This is a genomic window from Chryseobacterium sp. ISL-6 (genome assembly GCF_018613715.1).
Classification (GTDB): domain Bacteria; phylum Bacteroidota; class Bacteroidia; order Flavobacteriales; family Weeksellaceae; genus Chryseobacterium; species Chryseobacterium paludis.
Genome location: NZ_JAGGPT010000013.1, coordinates 129306 through 148035, shown reverse-complemented (window position 1 = coordinate 148035; position 18730 = coordinate 129306). Strand labels below are relative to the sequence as shown.

The following is an 18730-nucleotide window of genomic DNA, read 5'->3' as shown; positions in this document are numbered from 1 at the left end:
TATTCTTTTGCGAGTTTTGAGTTAATTACAAGCACTGATAACGCCACATTATTGGTGCTGTTTTATTTTAATACAGAGTTATTTCATTTTCATTTTTAAAAACAGTTTTTAGGTTAAAGGGATAATTTATAATGGAAAGAATTTCTTTCAGATTTCCTGAGAATGAACCTGATACTTGGTTTTTAGCAATGTTTTTTGGATACGTAATATGGACTCCATACGTATTTTCTATTTCAGTTATGGCATCCTCGAAAGTTGTGTTTTCAAAAGTGAAAGGCCTTACCATACTCATTGCATAATAATGAAAATCTATTTTTGTAGAAGAAGTACTCCAGTTTTCATTAGGTAAAAGATATATTAGTTTGCCATTGTGTTTTATTTTTACTTTCCCTTCAATCAGTTTTACCTTTTTTTCTTCCGACTTCTGATCAACTGAAAATTTTGTTCCTAAAACTTCAACACTGAAGCCACCTGCATCTACTATGAAAGGTCTTGATTTATCTTTTTCAATCGAGAAAAAACCTTTCCCCTGAAATTTTACATTTCTATATTTTTTGCCAAAATCTTTATTTATAGATAATTTACTGTAAGGCTCTAAGGTTATAACACTATGATCTGATAGTCTGAAAGTTTTAGAAAATTCATTGGTTTGTAATACGATTGCTGACAAGTCATTTTTTGTTTCTTTTGGTGCAAAATCTTTATAAAAAAGCAGTATTCCGAATAAAGGAACCAAAATAGCTGCCGCAGCCGCCCAGTAATATTTTCGCTTATTATTTTGCTTAATTCTCCTGTCTATTCCTTTCCAGATTCTGGAATCGGTTGTAGAATCCATTTCCTGTTTTTCTTCGGAGACTGTTTTCCAAATTTTTTCAAAATGTTTTTGAGAATCTTTCATACAATTATAATTACGCGGTTAAATAAAAATATCCACCCCGGAGAGATGGATTTAATAATTTGTTTATATTGATTAATATTTAGTTAAAATAGATTTAAGTTCGCCTTTATGTATCGGACGACTTTATTGACTTGTTTTTCTACAGCTGTTTTGGAGAGATTATTTTCTTTTGCGATCTGAGAATAACTTATTTTTTCTAATTTGTTTTTATAAAAAAAAGTTTTACTTCTTTCAGGAAGTTCTTCGAGAAGGTTTTGTATTTTTCGTAATTGTTCTTCTTTAAATTCAGTATCCGTTTTTTCTGAATCGGCTTCATCTATTATAAAACTTTCATCGGAAAAAGAGAAAAGCATTTTATTTTTTCTATAAAAATTAGAAACTTCCTGTTGGGCTGTTTTGAAGATAATGGATTCTAAAGTCTGTGGATTTTTAAGAGATGAAGAATGTTTCCAGAGATGTACAAAAATCTCCTGCACAACGTCTTCCACATCTTCAATATTTGAAATAAACTTTTTGACAAAAAAGTATACCTGATGTTTGTAATCTAAATATATTTTTTTAAAATACTCCATTATAAAGCACCAAACGGTTTCAATGCATGGCAAAAGTAATCAATTCGTGTCGGGCTAATATAAAGTATATATTAAATTTAACGTAGATTATTTAATCTGCATTTACTTTAACAAATAATATTTAAACTTCTTGCTTAAGTTTATAATAAAAAATTAAGATGGAATTATTTTTCCAGTGTTACCACCTCTGTCTCGATCTCAGATTTGCCTTTTTTTAGTTTACGTTCTGTTTTTGTTAAAATCAAGCGCTTACCATTGGTTGTTATTATATAAGGCTCTTTGTTTTTTTCAGGCTTACCTATGAACAACTTATTAGCTTGAACCCGAAGTGGCAATTTCTCAGTGTGTTTACCAAAACCCTGAGTAATTCTAACATTTGTTGAAGTAAATGTGTAGGTTTTTTCTCCGGCTTTGTAAATTTCTTTATCCTCCTCCGTTACGATGCCCTGTTTTGTTTCTGTCTCAATTTTTGAAACAGCTTTCCATGTTCCGTTCAGGGAAGGGATAACCTTTTGGGAAAAAGCTGTTGAGGAAAGTATGAGTGCAATGCAGAATAGTAGATTTTTCATATCTGTCTGATTTGTATTATAAATATACTCATTTTGAAGGTTCTAAATTCTGTATTGGGAAGTAATTACCTATAATACTACAAACAAAAATATATGGTTTATTGAAAATTAGACATTTATAAACGCAAAATGCCTTATAATGCTATCCAGTTTTTCTTATTGATTTTATTGTTGTAGTTCATGTATTTCTACAATATTAATTTATTTGGCAAGGTTCTTAGCCTACTTACTTTCAATTAAGTATTTCTACCTAGAGCTATAATTGGTCAATTGTACGCTACCACAGATTCTAACATCTTTGTTACTTTGAGATAGAAATCAAAGCTTCAGAGCAGATCCTAAAATGATGTATTCTGAAAAGCTATCGTGAACAGAAACTAATCAACCAAAAATACATTCAATATGGAAACAGCAAATGTAAACGTAAACTCTTCCGGCCAACTTCAATTGGGTGGTGGAGCTCAATTCTGGGTTTATCTTTCACCTCAGAACAATACAGCCAAAATGATTTCAACATGGCGTGTCACATTCTCGCAAGGCAGCTGGAGCGACTCTATTTCCAGTGAAGACCCAACGAAACAAATTCAGACACCTAATCTATCAGGTATCTTTGAAATTAAAGTAGAATTGCTAAGCGGATCAACGGGTACATGGCGACAGATTCCACCTCAACATGGAAGTTATAATGAAATAGGCTGTAATTCCAACTGTGCCTCAATGGTAGGCATTGTTGCAGACAGTACGAATCCTCCTCCAGGTGCTATTAATGCGCACTTTTGGACAACATGGGATGCCATGTGTAAAAGATAACGGAGTATAAAAAAATTTTAAGTAAGGCGAGCCCATACTATTCAATTGCCGGTTTTATTTTTTACAAGTTTAATTACATGATTTTAAAGTTCGTGTATTGACGTCCAGTGAAAAAATAAAACCGGTAATTGCTTTATAATTATATGGGAAAAATAAACATTTACGATTTTGCTTCCAAAATAATCCAGCCGACAGATGCACCGTCATCCGTTGGGGTTATTTGTATCCAAACATTTTTATCTGCATTACGTATGAGGTAGGTATATGTAGTTGCATAACCAATGAATCCATATCCGCTCACATATTTTACCTTGTTTGCTTCATCAGTCGCTGAAATATCTGATGTCACCTTAGATTCGTTTATCTTTTTCCCACCCAGAGAAATAATTTTCTCCTGTATTCCCTTTAATAATTCGGTTTCAGAATAGGTCTTTCCATCCTTGGCCTTTATCCTGCTGAAAAAGATTTTACCAACAGGTTGTTCAAAATGATCTCCAACCCAAAAATAAGCTTTATCGCTATCAGATATTGGATTATCGCTTACATTATCATATCCTTCAGGAAGAGAAATGTATGGAAAATCACCCAATTTCTTGTCAGAAACGGGTATGCTGTTTATGTCGAATCCTACATTTTTTAAAGGTTTAGTGCCCGTTGTGGTTTCTTTTTTCTGTGGTTTAGATTCTTGTGAATTTTTCTTGCTCTGACTGCAGGCGGTGATCGCTAAGACGGTCATTGCTGAAATAAGGATTTTTGCTTTCATGATTTGATTACTATTTTTATTTGGATTAATAATCTATACGTTTTTACCCATAAAAATATAAAAATATTTGGTTCAAAGATGAGTCATGAAAATAAATTATTTGATAAGAAATGCTTTCGGCATAAAACTGATTATCAGACGTTATGGAATCTTCTAACTACTTTATGTTACCCTGATTTTTTGTCTTTTTTAGCAAAAATATAAACAGGTGGCATCAGTGAAGTAACCCAACGAATTTGCAAATCTTGTGTCAATAAAAAAATAAGTAAACTTATTTGCTAAAATCTGTACTTCTAAAAAAAATTTATACACATTAAAAAATATCCATCATTATATTTTGGAAATAAAACATAATGATGGAAATTGTTTTTTTCTATCATCAGGAAAAAGCCTTTGATCTCCTTAATTTGTAATTTTGCCCTTCTCAAAAAGAAATAATGAAGCGGGTTTTTATTTTATTCCAATTTTTACTTTTCAATTTTATTTTTTCCCAAAAAGCTGATAGTTTGGTCATTACTAACCAGTCAATAACAGATACTTTAATCATTTCTAAGAAAAATAGTATTGGTAGGCAGCTGGTAGTTGACGGTAAACAGATATTCAATAATATGGCACACAGCTATTTGAGTCCATTTTCATGGAAAAAAGATAATTGGATTGATGTGGGCGGAGTTGCATTGGGAACAGTATTATTGTATTCTGTAGACAATAATACCAGTCAGTATTTTATAGATCAAAGTGGAAAAGTGCCCAGTGTTATCAAAAAATTCGGATACTATTTTGGGAGTCCACAGAATAATTATGGCATTACAAGTGTAGTTTATCTGACAGGACTTTTTACAAAAAATGATAAAATCAGAGATACAGGAGTTCTTATGATTTCTTCTGCAACAACAGCCGGATTGATCCAGACATTATCTAAAACATTAGTGGGAAGGGCGAGACCGGGAACAGGTGAAGGAAAATCTTACTTTAAACCCTTTAGTGGACAAGCTGAATATCGATCATTCCCATCAGGACATACCGTGTTGGTTTCCACTACTATGTTTGCATTGGCCAAACAGTTTTCAAATCCATGGGTGAAAGCCGGGATCTATAGCGTAGGTTTTATAACGCCTTTATCAAGAATGTGGGAAGGTGCTCATTTTTTTTCAGATATATTTCTGAGCACTGCGATTAGCTATTTCATTGTAGATGGCACCTATCGTTATATGCAGAAGAATGAGTACCGTAAGGAAAAAAAGATTTCATGGAAGGTAAATATGTCACCTAATATGCTTGGTTTAAATGGGACCTTTTAATAATTATTCAGTAAATGATATGCTGGGTTTTTCAGATCGATGGAATTGAGCCAGATTTTGAATACGGAAATGGTGAAAAAAATAAACCCCCAGTTTAAATTAGCTGGGGGTTTGGTACATATTTTTAATCATTTATTTTTTTGGTTTCAAAGAAAAATTATCCACATATACTGCCTGATGTATTCCATTCAGCAAAACTTTCAGTCCTAAATTTGAATCTTTTTTTAAAGAAATAGTAAAGACTTTTTTATCTCCCGTTATTTTTGAAGATTTAGCTATTGAGACATAAGATTTGGCATCGGCTGTATTGTTTATTGAGAACAGTTCCAAAGTAGTTTCTCCACCGTTGTCAGAAATATCAAGGCTAAGGGTATATGTTCCTGCTTTAATTTTTGGAGTAATCAAATACATATTTTCTCCGGGATTGGTCATCGAATAAAATACGATTCTTTTTTCATTATTGTAAAGCATTGCTTTTCCTGACTGAGCAGTCCAACATTTGTTAATATCTTTCCAGGTATCAAAATTTTCTACAAGTGTGGATACAGTTTTGCACTGTGCATTTGCTGTTAGAAGTCCTCCTAAAGCCACTATTCCTGTAAATACGATTTTTCTCATGTATGATTTATATATTATCAGATAAAATTAGTTAAAAAAGGTTGTACCAGAAAGCCATTGTTTAATAATCTAAGTTAATTTATTGGTTGGTTGTTTCCTTATTTGTATTAAATAAATTAAATTTATTAGACCAACTAAAAAAGTGTATTAACTCATTTTTGTTTAGTTGCTCAAAATGAAAAATTTTATGAGGGAATGGAATAGCATTCGAATACACTCCGTTATTTGAAAAGACAAAAATTGTTTTTTTGTTCTGGCAATTTTCTAATTCAAAAAATCTAATAAACCCTTTTAGGTCTCTTTCAGAGTGAAGTTCTGAAGAAGAATTTTGAATCAGCAAAACAATATAGTTGCAATATTTTATAATGTTTTGAAAATCAATCGCTGTATTATTTCTGATAAATACCTCATTTCCTCTATTCCATAAGAAATCTGCGATGTCATCATGTAATTCATCATCATGCTGTTCTTTATTTTCTATAATTATATATTTCATTATCAAAAATGCTTAGTTTGTGTTTTAGTCTTGTTGTTAAAGACTATAACTCTAATTATAAAATCGTGTTCAAAAATAGAATTTCATCTAAATTGAGAGAAATTATTTACTCTTCATGAAGAACTTTAATAAAGATATACAGAAAGAGGAAACAGCTGATAAAACAGCTAATAAGTATCAATCCTATGATCACGATGATTGAAAGTAGGTAAATCATTATTTTATGTTTTCCACCGTTTATGTGTCCATAGCCAACCGTATGGTTCTTCGTTGATATTTTCTGTCAATAAATCAACATACCTTTGCGTTATTTCTCTCTTATTTAGGATTTCCGCCTGAGAGCATATGGGAACGCAGGTTATTTTGTAATTTCCTTTTGATACTTGAACAATATGCAGGTAAACAACTGCTGATCCAGTAGTAAGCGCCAATTTTTCCATCCCTGAAAATACATAGGTATCTTGATTTAGTAGTTTGAATCTGTATCCGTTTTCTTTTATCCGGGGATATTGGTCAGCTAGAAAAAGATAAATGGCTGGAGATTGCTTTTTGGTTAAAATGTGTCGTACGGCTGATTGGTCGGGTATCAGCTTCATACCAAAACGTGACCTGAGCTTAATCATTAGCATGTTTATTATTGCCGACTTTAATGGTTTATAAACCGCATACATATCGTGTTGAATTTTATATGGCATAAAATTCAACACTTCCCAATTGCCGCAATGCCCCATACAAGAAATAACATTTCGGCCTGAGTTTACATATTGGTCTATTAATTCTAAATTTTCAAATATGATTTTCTTGTCCATTATTTCTGTCCGAACAGATACGCTTTTTATGATTTCAGCAAAATAAGCCGCAAAACAAGTATAAAACTTTTTTGCAATACGATGGAGTTCTCCATATTGCCTGTCAGGAAAAGAGCGTGCAATATTTTGAAATACAACCTCTTTTCTATAACCAATAATGTAATAAGAAAGGAAAAAAGCAAAAGAAGCCATTGCATATAGAAATGTCATAGGTAGTAAACTTAAAGTATAGACAATCATATAAAGACTCCTATATGCAAGAATTTGTACGGCTTGGTTTATTTTCATAAATTAAAATTTCATTTTTAAACCAACCGATACATATGATGAAACGGAAAAATAATAATCATTATCCGATGCAAACACTCCTTTTAAAGTTCTGTCACTGTAGGAAGCCGGTCGATACAAATTAAGCCCAGCCATACCAGTCACAGAGAATCCGGTTGTGCCAAACTTTAGTTCAGGACGAAACCCCGTAACTATATATTGATGAGAGAAGATCACATTTTTACCGTCCTTTTCTAACAAAGCCACTTGTCCGTTCATTTCTATCGCATAGGATAGTTTGAATTTCTCATTAAAATCATAACCAGCTGATATTTCCAGACCTTCAACAAGTTCAACGTTGATGTCAAATTTCCCGTCGAGTTTCCATTTAACGTAAACAGCAGGAAATACCATTGGATAGCCTAAAGAACTATTTATAGCGATACCTCCGCCGAGGTCAAGATTGGGATTAAGGTGTCGGATAAAAACAATACCTCCACTTCCGAGAATATTTTTAAAGTTGATCTTAGAAAAATCGGTAGAGGGAGTAAATATTCCTATCCCAACGCTTGCCCTCAGAGACCATTTGTCATTCAATGGACGAAGATGATAAATACCCAATTGCAAATTCATGATTTCAGATACCATGTTTTCTTTGAAGTTTTTGTTATTCAACGCAACATATGCCCCGCCAAAACCAATACCCCAGGTAGTAGAACGATTGTTTTTATTTGATTTCATAGATAATGGGATGTTGACCGCTCCCTGGTAGACCATTGCAGACCCTTTGCCATCACCAATTTTTTCCTTGGGTTTCTCGTTTGGGGGTAGATAGTAGTAACCTGAATTTCCGATGTACTCTGTTTTGAAGGATACTTCCTGCGCCTTTCCTTTTAAACATAGCAGCGTTGCTGATGCCGTTAGGAATAATGCTGTTAACTTCATGTGATTTTAAATTTGTATTTGTAATATTTTGTACAAAATAACAATCAATGAAGTGGAGTAGAAAGTGGTAAGTTGCAGGCTTCAGAATCTACAGAATGAAATTTAGAATGAGTGGAATAAAATGAATTCTTTTATTTTAAAACTAAAGAAATAGAAATGAGATGATAGACAAACTATAAGCTAGACATTAGAATTTTGTATTGGATAAAAGAACAGAGAATAAAGAGTGGAATATGGAATGTATGGTAGCTCATGTTATTCAATTATACCGTCCATCCATTTCAGGAAATCCGATACACGTACCCGGCTCACCAGAACTTCATGTGGGCATTCAGGTGAAAAGGAAAGTTTCAGACGGCTGTTAAAATACTTAATAACATTTTCAATAGCTTTTACATTACCAATGCAATTACGCGACACACGGAAGAATAAGCGGTTATCCAACTGTTGCTCCAATTGGTCTAATGTATAATTAATAATATGTCTTTTACCCTGAAACGTGTGCAGGAATACCACTCCTTCTTCACTATAGAAATGGGCAATATCTGTTGTTTCTATGTAATGATAGTTTTCTCCTTTCGATATGAGGAATCGGTTTTTGGTTTTTAGAGAGCTTGTTTGTTCTAAATTTTTGAGATCGGTTTTAAATGGGGAGCTATGGAAAATATTTTCAAATTTGATTAATGCAGTTTCTAATTCCTCTTCATCAAATGGTTTTAAAAGATAGTCGATGCTGTTAAGCTTAAATGCCTTGATGGCATGCTCATCATAAGCCGTAGTAAATATAACAGGAGTGGAAACCTCCACATGATTGAATATCTCAAAACAGTTACCATCAGCAAGTCGTATATCCATAAGAATCAAATCAACTTTGGATACTTTCAGAAATCCAATGGTTTCTATGGCTGTTTTAGTATGTTTTTCCAAGGAGTAACCAGGACGTAATTTCGTCATCATACGTTTCAGCTCTTCGTATGCAAACCTTTCATCTTCTACGATCAGGAATTTCATAATTGAATATATGGGATTTTAACAATAAATGTTTGCTTAGTATGTTCAACGATAACTTCTTTCTCATACAATAAATATTGCTTTGTAAGATATTTCAGTCCGATTCCACCTTTTTCTATATCAGTTGATGGCTGAATATTATTTGCTACGATGATGTAGTCAGTATTCATTGTGATTTTTATATTTAATGGCATTTCTTCTGTTGCAGTATTGTGCTTAAATACATTTTCTATAAGTAATTGTAAGGTAAGAGGAATAATGCTATTTTTTTCAAGATCAGATCTTTTATCTACTGTACAAGCAAAAGAGTTTTCAAATCTCATTTTCATTAGAAAGATATATGAGTCCAATACGTCCAGTTCTTCTGCAACAGAAATTAAAGGATGGTGATTAAGGGAAAGTACATATCGGTAAGTTTTGGAAAGAGCCTTTGTGAATTTATTGGCATTGTCGGGATTGATATATATTAATGAAGACAGAACATTTAAAGAATTAAACAAAAAATGTGGGTTTATCTGTGCTCTCAGTGTTTCGTGCTGAAATAAAAGGGCTTTACGTTTGGCTTTTTCAGAATCAGCAATCGCTTTTTGTTCAGATTGAAAATAATAGATCAGTTCAAATACTAATAGGATCGGAATATTTGCTGCCATTCCGAATGCGAACTTTATTAGGAAAGAAGGCATACCATTTTTAGAAACATGAAATACATCGTATATCAGATAATTAAATATCCCTAACAACATCATACATATTACAGTAAGTCCAGTAAGTCCAGCCAGTATACGGAGTAATATACTCTTTGAGTAGGGTAGATATTTGTTCAATAAAAGTAATAAACCATAATCAGCGATACACATGGTAAAGATTACAATATAATGGGCTGATAACTGGATGTGAAAATTATTCCATAGATCTTCCTTCATTAAAATAATGCTAAAAAGCATCTGACATAATGCATAGATCAATGTGGAAGCAAAAAAAATGAATAACCTTTTTATATCTATTTTTTTTAGTTGAATCATCCTTCAAAAATAAAATTTCCACAGGAAATTAAGTATAAATCTAGTACTTTTCTGATGAACTTCATTTTTTGAAGGATGAATTTCAAGATAGGAATATCTTAGATCTAAAAATAAAAAGACAGGTTATAATGTTGAATAATTATTCCAAAAGGATAACATTTGATAATACCTTCATAGTCTTTGATAAATCTTAGAATACCAACAATATACTCTAAAATTTTTGATGGGCTAATTAGTTATATCATAAATTAAAAAGCTTAAAGAAGTATCAATTATACCAGCAGACTCCCTCCATCAACGACTATGATCTGGCCCGTGCTGAAGGTGGCCCGCATCAGATACAGATAAGCTTCGGCAATTTCATTCGCATTACCTACCTTTCCTGTCAATAATTTACTTCCAATCTGACTATAGAAAGCCTCTCTATTTGCTTCAGGTACGTTTGTCAAGAGATTGGTTCTTACTGTTCCTACGCAAACTGCATTAACTCTTATAGGGGCAAGCTCAAAAGCAAGTGCACGGGTAAGTCCTTCAATAGCGCTTGCCATTCCTGAAATTATTGCTGTTCCTTTCCTTGGCTTTCTTCCGAGTGCACCCGTTGTCAAAGTGATCGATCCTCCTTTTTTTATCAACGGAGTAGCATGCTTTACAGCCATTATTGCTCCCCAAAAGCGAAGATTAATAGACTGTTTTGCTTCTTGAATGTTCAGGTCAGTTAATTCGTTAAACTTTAGGGTGTCGCCTGCTGTAAAAATAAGGTGGTCAAATTCACCTATTTTTTTAAAAAGTAACTCGATCTGCTTTTCGTTTCCTAGATCAGCAACAAAACCTGTACTTTCCTTCGGTAATAAATGTAATGCTTCGTCTACCTTTTGTTGTGTACTTGAAACAACAATTACTATTGCACCATCCGCAGCTGTAGCCAGTGATGAAGCTAAACCGATACCGGATGTTCCGCCTAATACAACAACTTTTTTACCAGCCAGACTGTTTTCACTTTTATTTTCCATAATCTTTAGTAAATTTTATGTTTATAATAGCAAAACTATCAATCATTCATAATAATTTTACTATTCATTACCTTTAGGATAGTTACTATAATTATGGGAAAAACAAAATGTAATTCAGAACCCGACATTAACAGAAAATTAGCGCTGAATGACGCTTTGGAATTATTAAGTGGTAAATGGAAAATAGTTCTTTTGAGAAGTTTATATCTTTATGGAATTATGCGCTTTAAAGATTTACAGGAAACCATAGAGGGCATATCACCAAAAATATTGTCAAAGGAACTACAACAGTTAGAAGAAAATTTACTGATCACCCGGACAGTAAACAATACAAAACCGATAACGGTGTCTTATGAACTTACCGATCATGCTAAAGAGACTCTTCCTGTTATCAATGCTTTAATTGAATTTGGCCTGAAACATCGTGAGAAAATCAAGAATAAGTGATGATTTCATCATATCTACTACAAATGCTAATTAGGCTATAACTATATTAACTCTATTGTTTACTTTGATTAAAACTCTGGGAGCACTTTTCACAGTTGAAAAGTGCTCCCAGAGCAATTCCAGAGAATATGTATATATTTTAGAAAATTAACTTAATGAAAAAGCTGTGATTTCACCAGAAATAGGGACCTATCTATTATATTCAGATCATATACGGATTTCAAATAATTTTCTATTACAAAAAACATTTTTACAATGAAAGTACAATTTTACCTAATAAAGGCCGATCCCGTTTTGTATCCTCTATTCTTTGATGGGCTTTTTTCACCTCTTCAATGGGGTATATACTATCTATAATTGGTTTTACATGTCCAGATTCAATTAGTTGGGTAATATGATGAAGCTCATCTCTGTTTTGTCGCGTAAAAACAAAATGATAGGTAGCATTTTTTTCCCATGCGTTGATCAGGTTTTGTGGCTGGGGAATATCAACAAGCGTTACAATTTTACCATAGTTCGCTAAGGCTAGGGGACTGTCGGAAAGTGTGCTTCCTCCTACAGTATCAATAATTACATCTACACCTTTTCCCTCAGTATAGGCCAGTATTTCTTCAATATAGTTTTTTTGATGATGGTCAATGACTATATCTGCTCCAAGATTCTGAAGTTTTTCATGTAAAATACTTTGTCCTGTTGTATAAACAAAAGCACCCAATGATTTAGCGACCTGAATTGCCAATGTTCCAACACCACCTGCTCCTCCGAGGATGAGAATGGTATCTCCTTTTTTTAGTTGAGTCCGTACCACAAGCATTTCCCAAACCGTTCCTCCAATAAGCGGAACAGCAGCAGCTTCCTCGTAGCTAAGATTATCAGGCATTCTGGATAATGAGGCTTCGTCTGTCAGGTGATATTCAGCATAACTGCCGGAGCCACCAAAACGCGGTGAATAATAAACTTTATCACCAGGCCGCCAATTTTTTACTGCTTCACCTACTGCTACAACATCACCTGAGATATCGTGACCAGTTACAATTGGTAAATCAAACACTGACGTATAATCTCCCCGCCTTACCTGATAATCAAGGGGATTTACTGAGGTAGCTCTTACCTTCACTAATACCTGAGAAGGATCTGTTATGGAAGGAGTCGTCACTTCCGCTAACTGGAGAACTTCCGGTCCTCCATAATTTTTAATTACAATTGCTTTCATAATTAGATATTTCGCTTATTTTCGAAATGTTTAGTTAAAAAAATTCACAATGATTTTTGAATTAATTTGTTAAGCGTCTCAATCGCTCCTTCATTACGTTTGTAGTAGGTCCACTGACCCATCCTTGTAGCTTCGATAAGCCCACATTTTTGTAGTAAACTCAGATAGTCTGAGGTGGTAGATGGAGATAAACCAGCTTTTTTTGTAATGTCACTTACACAAACACCAAGATTGGAATCATAGTCCTTCAATTCATCAGCAGGAAAGTGGAGGTGAGGCTGCTTAAGCCAGACAAGTATGTTGATTCTAGTTTGGTTACTGAGCGCTTTAAAAACTGTAATTAATTCCATGGAACAAATATATCGATATTTTCCGAAATGCCGAAATTAAAATTTGAAGATTATATTGCCGTATTAGCACCTGTGCATTTAAAGGGATTTACCTTGCACAAACCTATTTATGCTTGGACAACACAAAAAGAATTTCCTTCAGGATCAAGCAAAACTACATAATCAGCATCCTGTTCATAATCCCAATTTTGCATTTTTACAGCACCTATACTAAGTAACCGTTTTACTTCTTCTTTTTGGTTCTCAGTGATCAGGTCAATATGGTGTCTTCTTGGCTCCTCGGAGCTGGTGAGTTTCAACGATAACTGCATTCCCTGACCATTTTGGGGAATCAAAATGGCAAAATCCAGATCTGGATTCCGTTTCAATTTATAATTCAATGCCTTACACCAAAAGTTTATTGCTCTGTCAAGATCCTGTACTCCCCATACAATTGAAAGTATTTTTAAGTCCATATAATGTAGTTAGGATTATTAATGCTAAATTTAGCAATTGTTCGATACGTTTACCCATTCTAATGCTCAAATGTATTTTTAAAAAGCGGATCTTTCTTTTTCATTTTGACAATCTCATTAAACGTTTCTTTAGAAATTACAGGAAGTCCATGATGGCCAATAATTTTTGTAAAAGTTATTTTTTTCTGACGTAAAAAATCGCTGAATTCTTTTGTTACAGCTATTGCGGGGGTGGTGTATGAATCCGCAGGCAATGATAACAGATCTCCCTGATAGATCATTTTCTCCTGAGGCAGGTATAAAAATGACATTCCTTTTGCGTGACTATTAGGTATTTCAATGAACTCCAGCTTTTTATGATCATTTTCTAATACCTTTTTATTATTAAATACTTCAAAATTTACTTTTCCATTTTTATAAAGACTGCTATCGCTGTTTTGCAGCATGCTGATAACCGGCTGCTTCATGTTTTCTGCACAAATAATAGTAGCCCCTTCTTTCACAACTTCAGCAATACCGGCTATATGATCGTTATGGAAGTGAGAAAGATGAACATATTTGATAGGAATATCAGGGAGTGTGGTATGAATAACATCCAGTATAGATTTTGTCGTTGCTGATGATATGGGTGCTTCTGTAAGTACAATATAATTTCCCATATTAATAAACATGATATTACGGTCTCCATCTACATTTTCAATCAGGTAAACATCTTTAGCGATCATTTTTGCAGAAAGTACGGGAGTGCTTTCACTAGTTGATTTATACCCTGGAGGAAAATCAAAAACGAGACTGGCGAAATTCTGATTGTATTTAAATAAGCTTAATGAATCTGAATAAATAATATTTCCATTGCGCTCCAGGCTGCTTTTCTTCGCAATCATTAATCCATCAGTCGGTGTGTAATCTTCGAAACGCTGTACTATGGTGTCTTGTCCCTGTATTCTGGTGATTTTCTTCAAAAGAAAAGTGATTGTATCAAATCTGTATTCTTCAGTTCCATTTGGATTCTTTTTTAAGACAATCAAATCCTTTCCCTCTGTAAGCACGGACTCGTTTTTAATTTCCTGAAGTAATTGTTTAAGTATAAAATAAGGGAAATTGTTCAACAGGCTATTCTTCCTTTTATCGAAAGAGGATGAACCCAGATTCAGTAGATCTTTTCCCGTTCTACTGCCAATACCATCATATACATAATAGGTTGAGTCCCGTCCCAATCTGTAGGTGTCAAACACATAACCTCCAGGATAATGATTCTGCGTATGGTGTAAAAAACGGCTGTCTTTTAAGTCAACAAAAAGATGGAATGAATCTTTTTCCGGTAGAGCATGGTCGAAATCATATCCTTGCCATTTATCTATATTTATCCTGTTAGTCGCATATTCAAAATCATTCACTGTTTCCCAGTTTCCCAATGCTGATATACTTTTTTGAAGTACATTGGTAGTTGTTTGTGCAGAAATAGTAAAGCTCAGGCACCATCCAATGATGAATAAAAATTTTCTTTCCATAGATCAATTTGTTTGATTTTTTTCACATGTATGTGATGAAACAAATGTAATCAATTTACATGGTAAATAATTCTATGATAAAGTATTAACAAATAACATTGCAAAGTTAGTGTGGATTATTCGTAGTAATAACAAACATGATTAAAGGTTCGTCTCCAGTGTTTTCTATAGAATGATAGCCTATGGAGCTGATGGCCGTAATATCTCCTTTTTGAAGCGTTTTTTTACGTTCTGGTCCCTGCGTTCCGGTTCTTTCACGATATTCTCCGGTTCCATGCACGACAACATACAATTCTTCCTCGTTTCTTTCATTATGGGTGTGAAATCCCGATTCATCGCCTCTATTTAATAAGACCATATAAGCTCCCAGACGATTATTGGTTAATTCATTCTGGTCGAACATTTGTAACATGTATACTGTTCCTTTTCCACCATACATTTTTTCACGTTTATCGATTCGTGTAATGGTTCGTTCATTCTTTTCAAAGGCCATTACATACAGGTGGATATATTTTGAAACCTCTTGTATAACATGATCAAATTCTGCTCCTTCAGATAATATAACGGTATCAGCCATGTGAGTTAAATATTAATTGATAATAATAAAGATCAATGTACCAAAAATTACATTGTAACACAAGCAAAATTGCCTTCATTGAAGAGTTCTTTTTATTGTGAACAAATAGCAGCCTGGAATACCAAATAGACTCCTTAACAAATCAGAAGCAGTCGGTATTCACTATCGTTTTCAATAGGAGCTCTATGAACACAGGGTAAAACTTGTTGCTCCGGATGATCTACCGCCAGGCGCCAAAGATGTCCAACTTTTAAACTGATAGGTTCAGCATCTGGTTTGGGCTGATAATGCAGATCGAAAAAATAGTCTTTCAGGAAGTCTTCAAATTCCTCTTCCGGACCATTGTGTAATTTTTTAAGCTTTTCCCGGATTTCAGGGATCAGAATTTTTTGTTCAACCTGATCATTGGGTAAGATTTCACTTGCAGTACCATGATAGGTACACAAAAAAGTATCCGTTAAAATCGGTGATCGATCGACATGATACGAATATACATCTGTTGAAATGAAATCGAACTCCTCATCCCGTTCGTAATTTTTGAGCAGATTGAGAGAAGGTAATGCTCCAAAATCAGTTAATAACTGTATATCACTTAAGATGATTTCCCTTGCCTCATTACCTTTTTCTGATAGTTGTAGAGCTAAAAGGTCTTCAATGGAAACTTCTGTGACGTTCTCTTTTAAATGAAGCTTAGATACGATCTCGTTAAAATCTCCAACTAAATTTCTGTGCCAGCAAATAGCATTCATAGCTCCCTGAAAATGGGTGTCTACAAGTTCAGAAAAAGTAGAAACTATTCCAATTTGTTCATTGTCAGAAAATGTATTGTCCATATTTTAGGATAGATAATTTAGTTGCTTAATTCTTTACAAAAATAAGGAATAGGTTAGAAGAACATGCTAACATTGATTTTGTTTTTGTAAGTCATAACTGATTTATTGTAAAAAGTAAAAGCGAGTTTAATAACTCGCTTTTTATATGGTATATTTTAATTTTACAACGACTTAATCTTCCAAAGTAGGGGCATTCTCAATAAGCGTTTTTATGGCCTCGGGAAGAAATGGCCTTCCACCTGTAGATGGCACACATGTACCTGTAAAAGTAGCTTTTGTCGTTACCTTACCATTCAGAATAATGGATTGCTTAAAATGTATTTTAGGAGCATCACTTTTGTCGCGAAATAATTCACAGGTTACAGTGAAGGTATCTCCTTGTTTTAAAGATCTGAGAAAACTGATCGTGTACCCGGATAAAACCATATTAACGCCATTTTTTGCTTCGTTTTCCAGATTGAAGCCCAAAATTTCATCAATATACTGATGTCTGCATTCTTCCATGTAAAAAGGATAGTATAAACCATCCATAATTCCCTGTACGTCAATGTGCTCATCTTGAGTCACATATTCTTTTGAATATTTCATAATGACCATTCTATATTTAGTAGATAAATCTAATTATAAATTTTTCTAAATCAAAATTGAATCGATCTATCTTGAGTGGGGTAGTATATATAAAATGTAGTCCATTTGATATCATGAAATAACAAAAACCACTGCGATTGCGGTGGTTTTTAATTATTCAATATTCAATATTCAATTCAATTTTTGCTTTTATGTGATAACTATTATAAATGTTCTTTACTTACAATACTTATTTTTTAATCGTATTAAAGGTTTGTTTAGATCCGTCTTTCATATAAACAACCACTACATAGGTGCCCGACTTTAATTCTTTTAGCTGAAGAACTGAAGATGGTTTATCAATCGTTTTCAACAATCTCCCTGAAATATCCACTATAGAAACAGATTTTACATTCTTAATATCAGAAATATTTAATAGATCTATAAAAGGATTGGGATAAATATCGATGGTATTTTTGGCTTGTAAAGCTTCAGAAATACCAAGAGAAGGACCTTTGGTAATGTTGATGGTAAATATTCCGGGTAGAGCAGTACTCGACTGAACCCCACCTACGTTTATATAATAAACAGTACCAGCATTAGTCTGTATTGTGAGTATTTCAGTTTGACCTCCAGATCCGCTATTCACAGTACCTAAACATGTAAAATTTGAACAGACGCCACCATAAACACCAATTGCAGGGTCAAAAGTACTTCCAGATGGTGTTGTAACAGTAATGGTGTACAAACTACCATCGGCTATAAACCTAAACCAGGTACCATCCCTTATAAAAACAGGAGTTCCTGATGAAGAGCAGAAAGGATTACTTGTTGTTGCCTCACTTACTGCCGGACCATCCACCTGAGTATAAGAATAGGGAAAAGAGGAAGCGATCAAGGCTCCCTGACAATCATCATTAACAGGCAGGTTACGTACGCAGATATTGAAATTTACATTGTATCCGGGAATAGAAGAAGATTCATATACCCTAACATAATAAGTTTGTCCAACGATTAAACCTGATAGAATACCCTTCATTGGACAGATAGGTGGTCCGGGATCTGGGCCAGTACCAACACAAATCCCAGATACATGACAGAACAGACTTGTCATACTGCTGCCACAACTTCCGGAGAATACTTGAAAATTCATAGGCGTTGCTATCGGAACAGTATTCGATACTTCAACGAGATGTGTAGTTGCTGTTGCAACAAATTTAAACCAAACATCGTCAGTGGCTAATCCATTTCCGCCGCAGGTTGCAGGCATAGACTGAGTGGCTCCAACAGTGCTTCCAACCGTAACAGAAGTACAGGATAACGGAGGATTTATTGGTAGCAATACCGCACCTGAACATTCATCATTGGCAGGTGGTGGAACAATCCCAGCAGAATGAACATTGGCTGATTGACCAATCGTTGGTGCTGTCGGGAACCGAATAGTTTCTAAATCTAAAAAGGTTCGGCTATTTGCCAGAGTGACTATTAATATAAATAGACACGTAAGTAGATTTTTTCTCATATTATTTTTTAAATAAAAGATAAATTACCCTGAACTGCTTTAGTTCACATACAATAATCTATCATAACAATAACCTATATAAATGGGTGTATTCATTACTTTAATTTCATGTAAAACGACCCCAAAAAATTAATAGCTCTAACTAAGAAAAATAATACTTCTGA

The 18730-nt window shown here is 33.9% G+C and carries 22 protein-coding genes; 3 read left to right on the top strand and 19 right to left on the bottom strand.

All coding sequences use genetic code 11. The annotated features are described in order from the left end of the window. Nucleotides 1-67 precede the first annotated feature (67 nt). The 3 genes from J7E44_RS22310 to J7E44_RS22300 all read right to left on the bottom strand — a co-directional run bounded on the left by J7E44_RS22310 (nt 68) and on the right by J7E44_RS22300 (nt 2039). Nucleotides 68-898, bottom strand: a complete 831-nt coding sequence (locus J7E44_RS22310; protein ID WP_214833986.1) for a FecR family protein — start codon at nt 896-898, stop codon at nt 68-70. Nucleotides 899-981: 83 nt separating this feature from the next. Then, nucleotides 982-1470 carry an RNA polymerase sigma factor gene (locus J7E44_RS22305; RefSeq protein ID WP_214833983.1) on the bottom strand — a complete coding sequence of 163 codons (489 nt, stop codon included), beginning with the start codon at nt 1468-1470 and terminating at the stop codon, nt 982-984. Nucleotides 1471-1634: 164 nt separating this feature from the next. Continuing rightward, nucleotides 1635-2039: a hypothetical protein gene (locus J7E44_RS22300; protein ID WP_214833981.1), complete on the bottom strand. Its 405-nt coding sequence runs from the start codon at nt 2037-2039 to the stop codon at nt 1635-1637. A 402-nt stretch (nt 2040-2441) separates the two neighbouring features. Between J7E44_RS22300 and J7E44_RS22295 the strand changes: the two genes are divergently transcribed. Continuing rightward, nucleotides 2442-2849, top strand: coding sequence for a hypothetical protein (locus tag J7E44_RS22295; protein WP_214833978.1), 408 nt, complete (start codon nt 2442-2444; stop codon nt 2847-2849). 160 nt (nt 2850-3009) lie between these two features. Here J7E44_RS22295 and J7E44_RS22290 read toward each other — a convergent pair whose 3' ends face one another. Further along, a complete protein-coding gene (locus tag J7E44_RS22290) occupies nt 3010-3612 on the bottom strand; it encodes a hypothetical protein (protein WP_214833973.1) in 603 nt (200 codons plus the stop codon). A 437-nt stretch (nt 3613-4049) separates the two neighbouring features. Here J7E44_RS22290 and J7E44_RS22285 point away from each other — a divergent pair, with 437 nt between their 5' ends. Beyond that, nucleotides 4050-4913 carry a phosphatase PAP2 family protein gene (locus J7E44_RS22285; protein WP_214833970.1) on the top strand — a complete coding sequence of 288 codons (864 nt, stop codon included), beginning with the start codon at nt 4050-4052 and terminating at the stop codon, nt 4911-4913. Nucleotides 4914-5045: 132 nt separating this feature from the next. Here J7E44_RS22285 and J7E44_RS22280 read toward each other — a convergent pair whose 3' ends face one another. The 7 genes from J7E44_RS22280 to J7E44_RS22250 form a co-directional block, all read right to left on the bottom strand. Beyond that, nucleotides 5046-5531: a hypothetical protein gene (locus J7E44_RS22280; protein WP_214833967.1), complete on the bottom strand. Its 486-nt coding sequence runs from the start codon at nt 5529-5531 to the stop codon at nt 5046-5048. A gap of 79 nt (nt 5532-5610) precedes the next feature. Then, entirely contained in the window at nt 5611-6027 is a 417-nt protein-coding gene (locus J7E44_RS22275; protein WP_214833965.1) for a hypothetical protein, read from the bottom strand. A gap of 221 nt (nt 6028-6248) precedes the next feature. After that, nucleotides 6249-7124, bottom strand: coding sequence for a lysophospholipid acyltransferase family protein (locus tag J7E44_RS22270; protein WP_214833962.1), 876 nt, complete (start codon nt 7122-7124; stop codon nt 6249-6251). Nucleotides 7125-7127: 3 nt separating this feature from the next. Beyond that, nucleotides 7128-8048 (bottom strand): DUF6268 family outer membrane beta-barrel protein, encoded by a 921-nt coding sequence (locus tag J7E44_RS22265; RefSeq protein ID WP_214833960.1) that lies wholly within the window; start codon nt 8046-8048, stop codon nt 7128-7130. Nucleotides 8049-8303: 255 nt separating this feature from the next. Beyond that, a complete protein-coding gene (locus J7E44_RS22260; protein WP_214833957.1) occupies nt 8304-9059 on the bottom strand; it encodes a LytR/AlgR family response regulator transcription factor in 756 nt (251 codons plus the stop codon). Then, the gene (locus J7E44_RS22255; RefSeq protein WP_251040658.1) at nt 9056-9982 is read right to left on the bottom strand and encodes a sensor histidine kinase; all 927 of its coding nucleotides are present in this window, start codon (nt 9980-9982) and stop codon (nt 9056-9058) included. Before J7E44_RS22255 ends, J7E44_RS22260 begins: the two co-directional genes overlap by 4 nt. A 371-nt stretch (nt 9983-10353) precedes the next feature. Beyond that, the gene (locus J7E44_RS22250) at nt 10354-11091 is read right to left on the bottom strand and encodes an SDR family oxidoreductase (protein ID WP_214833951.1); all 738 of its coding nucleotides are present in this window, start codon (nt 11089-11091) and stop codon (nt 10354-10356) included. 93 nt (nt 11092-11184) lie between these two features. Between J7E44_RS22250 and J7E44_RS22245 the strand changes: the two genes are divergently transcribed. Further along, nucleotides 11185-11538 (top strand): winged helix-turn-helix transcriptional regulator, encoded by a 354-nt coding sequence (locus tag J7E44_RS22245; RefSeq protein ID WP_214833948.1) that lies wholly within the window; start codon nt 11185-11187, stop codon nt 11536-11538. Nucleotides 11539-11788: 250 nt separating this feature from the next. Here J7E44_RS22245 and J7E44_RS22240 read toward each other — a convergent pair whose 3' ends face one another. The 8 genes from J7E44_RS22240 to J7E44_RS22205 form a co-directional block, all read right to left on the bottom strand. After that, nucleotides 11789-12751: a zinc-binding dehydrogenase gene (locus J7E44_RS22240; RefSeq protein WP_214833945.1), complete on the bottom strand. Its 963-nt coding sequence runs from the start codon at nt 12749-12751 to the stop codon at nt 11789-11791. Between the two features lie 44 nt (nt 12752-12795). Further along, complete coding sequence (locus tag J7E44_RS22235) at nt 12796-13101, bottom strand: ArsR/SmtB family transcription factor (RefSeq protein ID WP_214833942.1); 306 nt, start codon at nt 13099-13101, stop codon at nt 12796-12798. Between the two features lie 107 nt (nt 13102-13208). Continuing rightward, nucleotides 13209-13556: a VOC family protein gene (locus J7E44_RS22230; RefSeq protein ID WP_214833939.1), complete on the bottom strand. Its 348-nt coding sequence runs from the start codon at nt 13554-13556 to the stop codon at nt 13209-13211. A gap of 59 nt (nt 13557-13615) precedes the next feature. Further along, nucleotides 13616-15067 (bottom strand): MBL fold metallo-hydrolase, encoded by a 1452-nt coding sequence (locus J7E44_RS22225; RefSeq protein WP_214833936.1) that lies wholly within the window; start codon nt 15065-15067, stop codon nt 13616-13618. Nucleotides 15068-15173: 106 nt separating this feature from the next. Then, nucleotides 15174-15644 carry a cupin domain-containing protein gene (locus J7E44_RS22220; RefSeq protein ID WP_214833934.1) on the bottom strand — a complete coding sequence of 157 codons (471 nt, stop codon included), beginning with the start codon at nt 15642-15644 and terminating at the stop codon, nt 15174-15176. Between the two features lie 134 nt (nt 15645-15778). After that, complete coding sequence (locus tag J7E44_RS22215) at nt 15779-16477, bottom strand: DUF1826 domain-containing protein (protein WP_214833932.1); 699 nt, start codon at nt 16475-16477, stop codon at nt 15779-15781. A 171-nt stretch (nt 16478-16648) separates the two neighbouring features. Continuing rightward, entirely contained in the window at nt 16649-17065 is a 417-nt protein-coding gene (locus tag J7E44_RS22210) for an acyl-CoA thioesterase (protein WP_214833929.1), read from the bottom strand. A 229-nt stretch (nt 17066-17294) separates the two neighbouring features. After that, nucleotides 17295-18566, bottom strand: coding sequence for a T9SS type A sorting domain-containing protein (locus tag J7E44_RS22205; RefSeq protein WP_214833927.1), 1272 nt, complete (start codon nt 18564-18566; stop codon nt 17295-17297). Nucleotides 18567-18730: the final 164 nt, after the last annotated feature.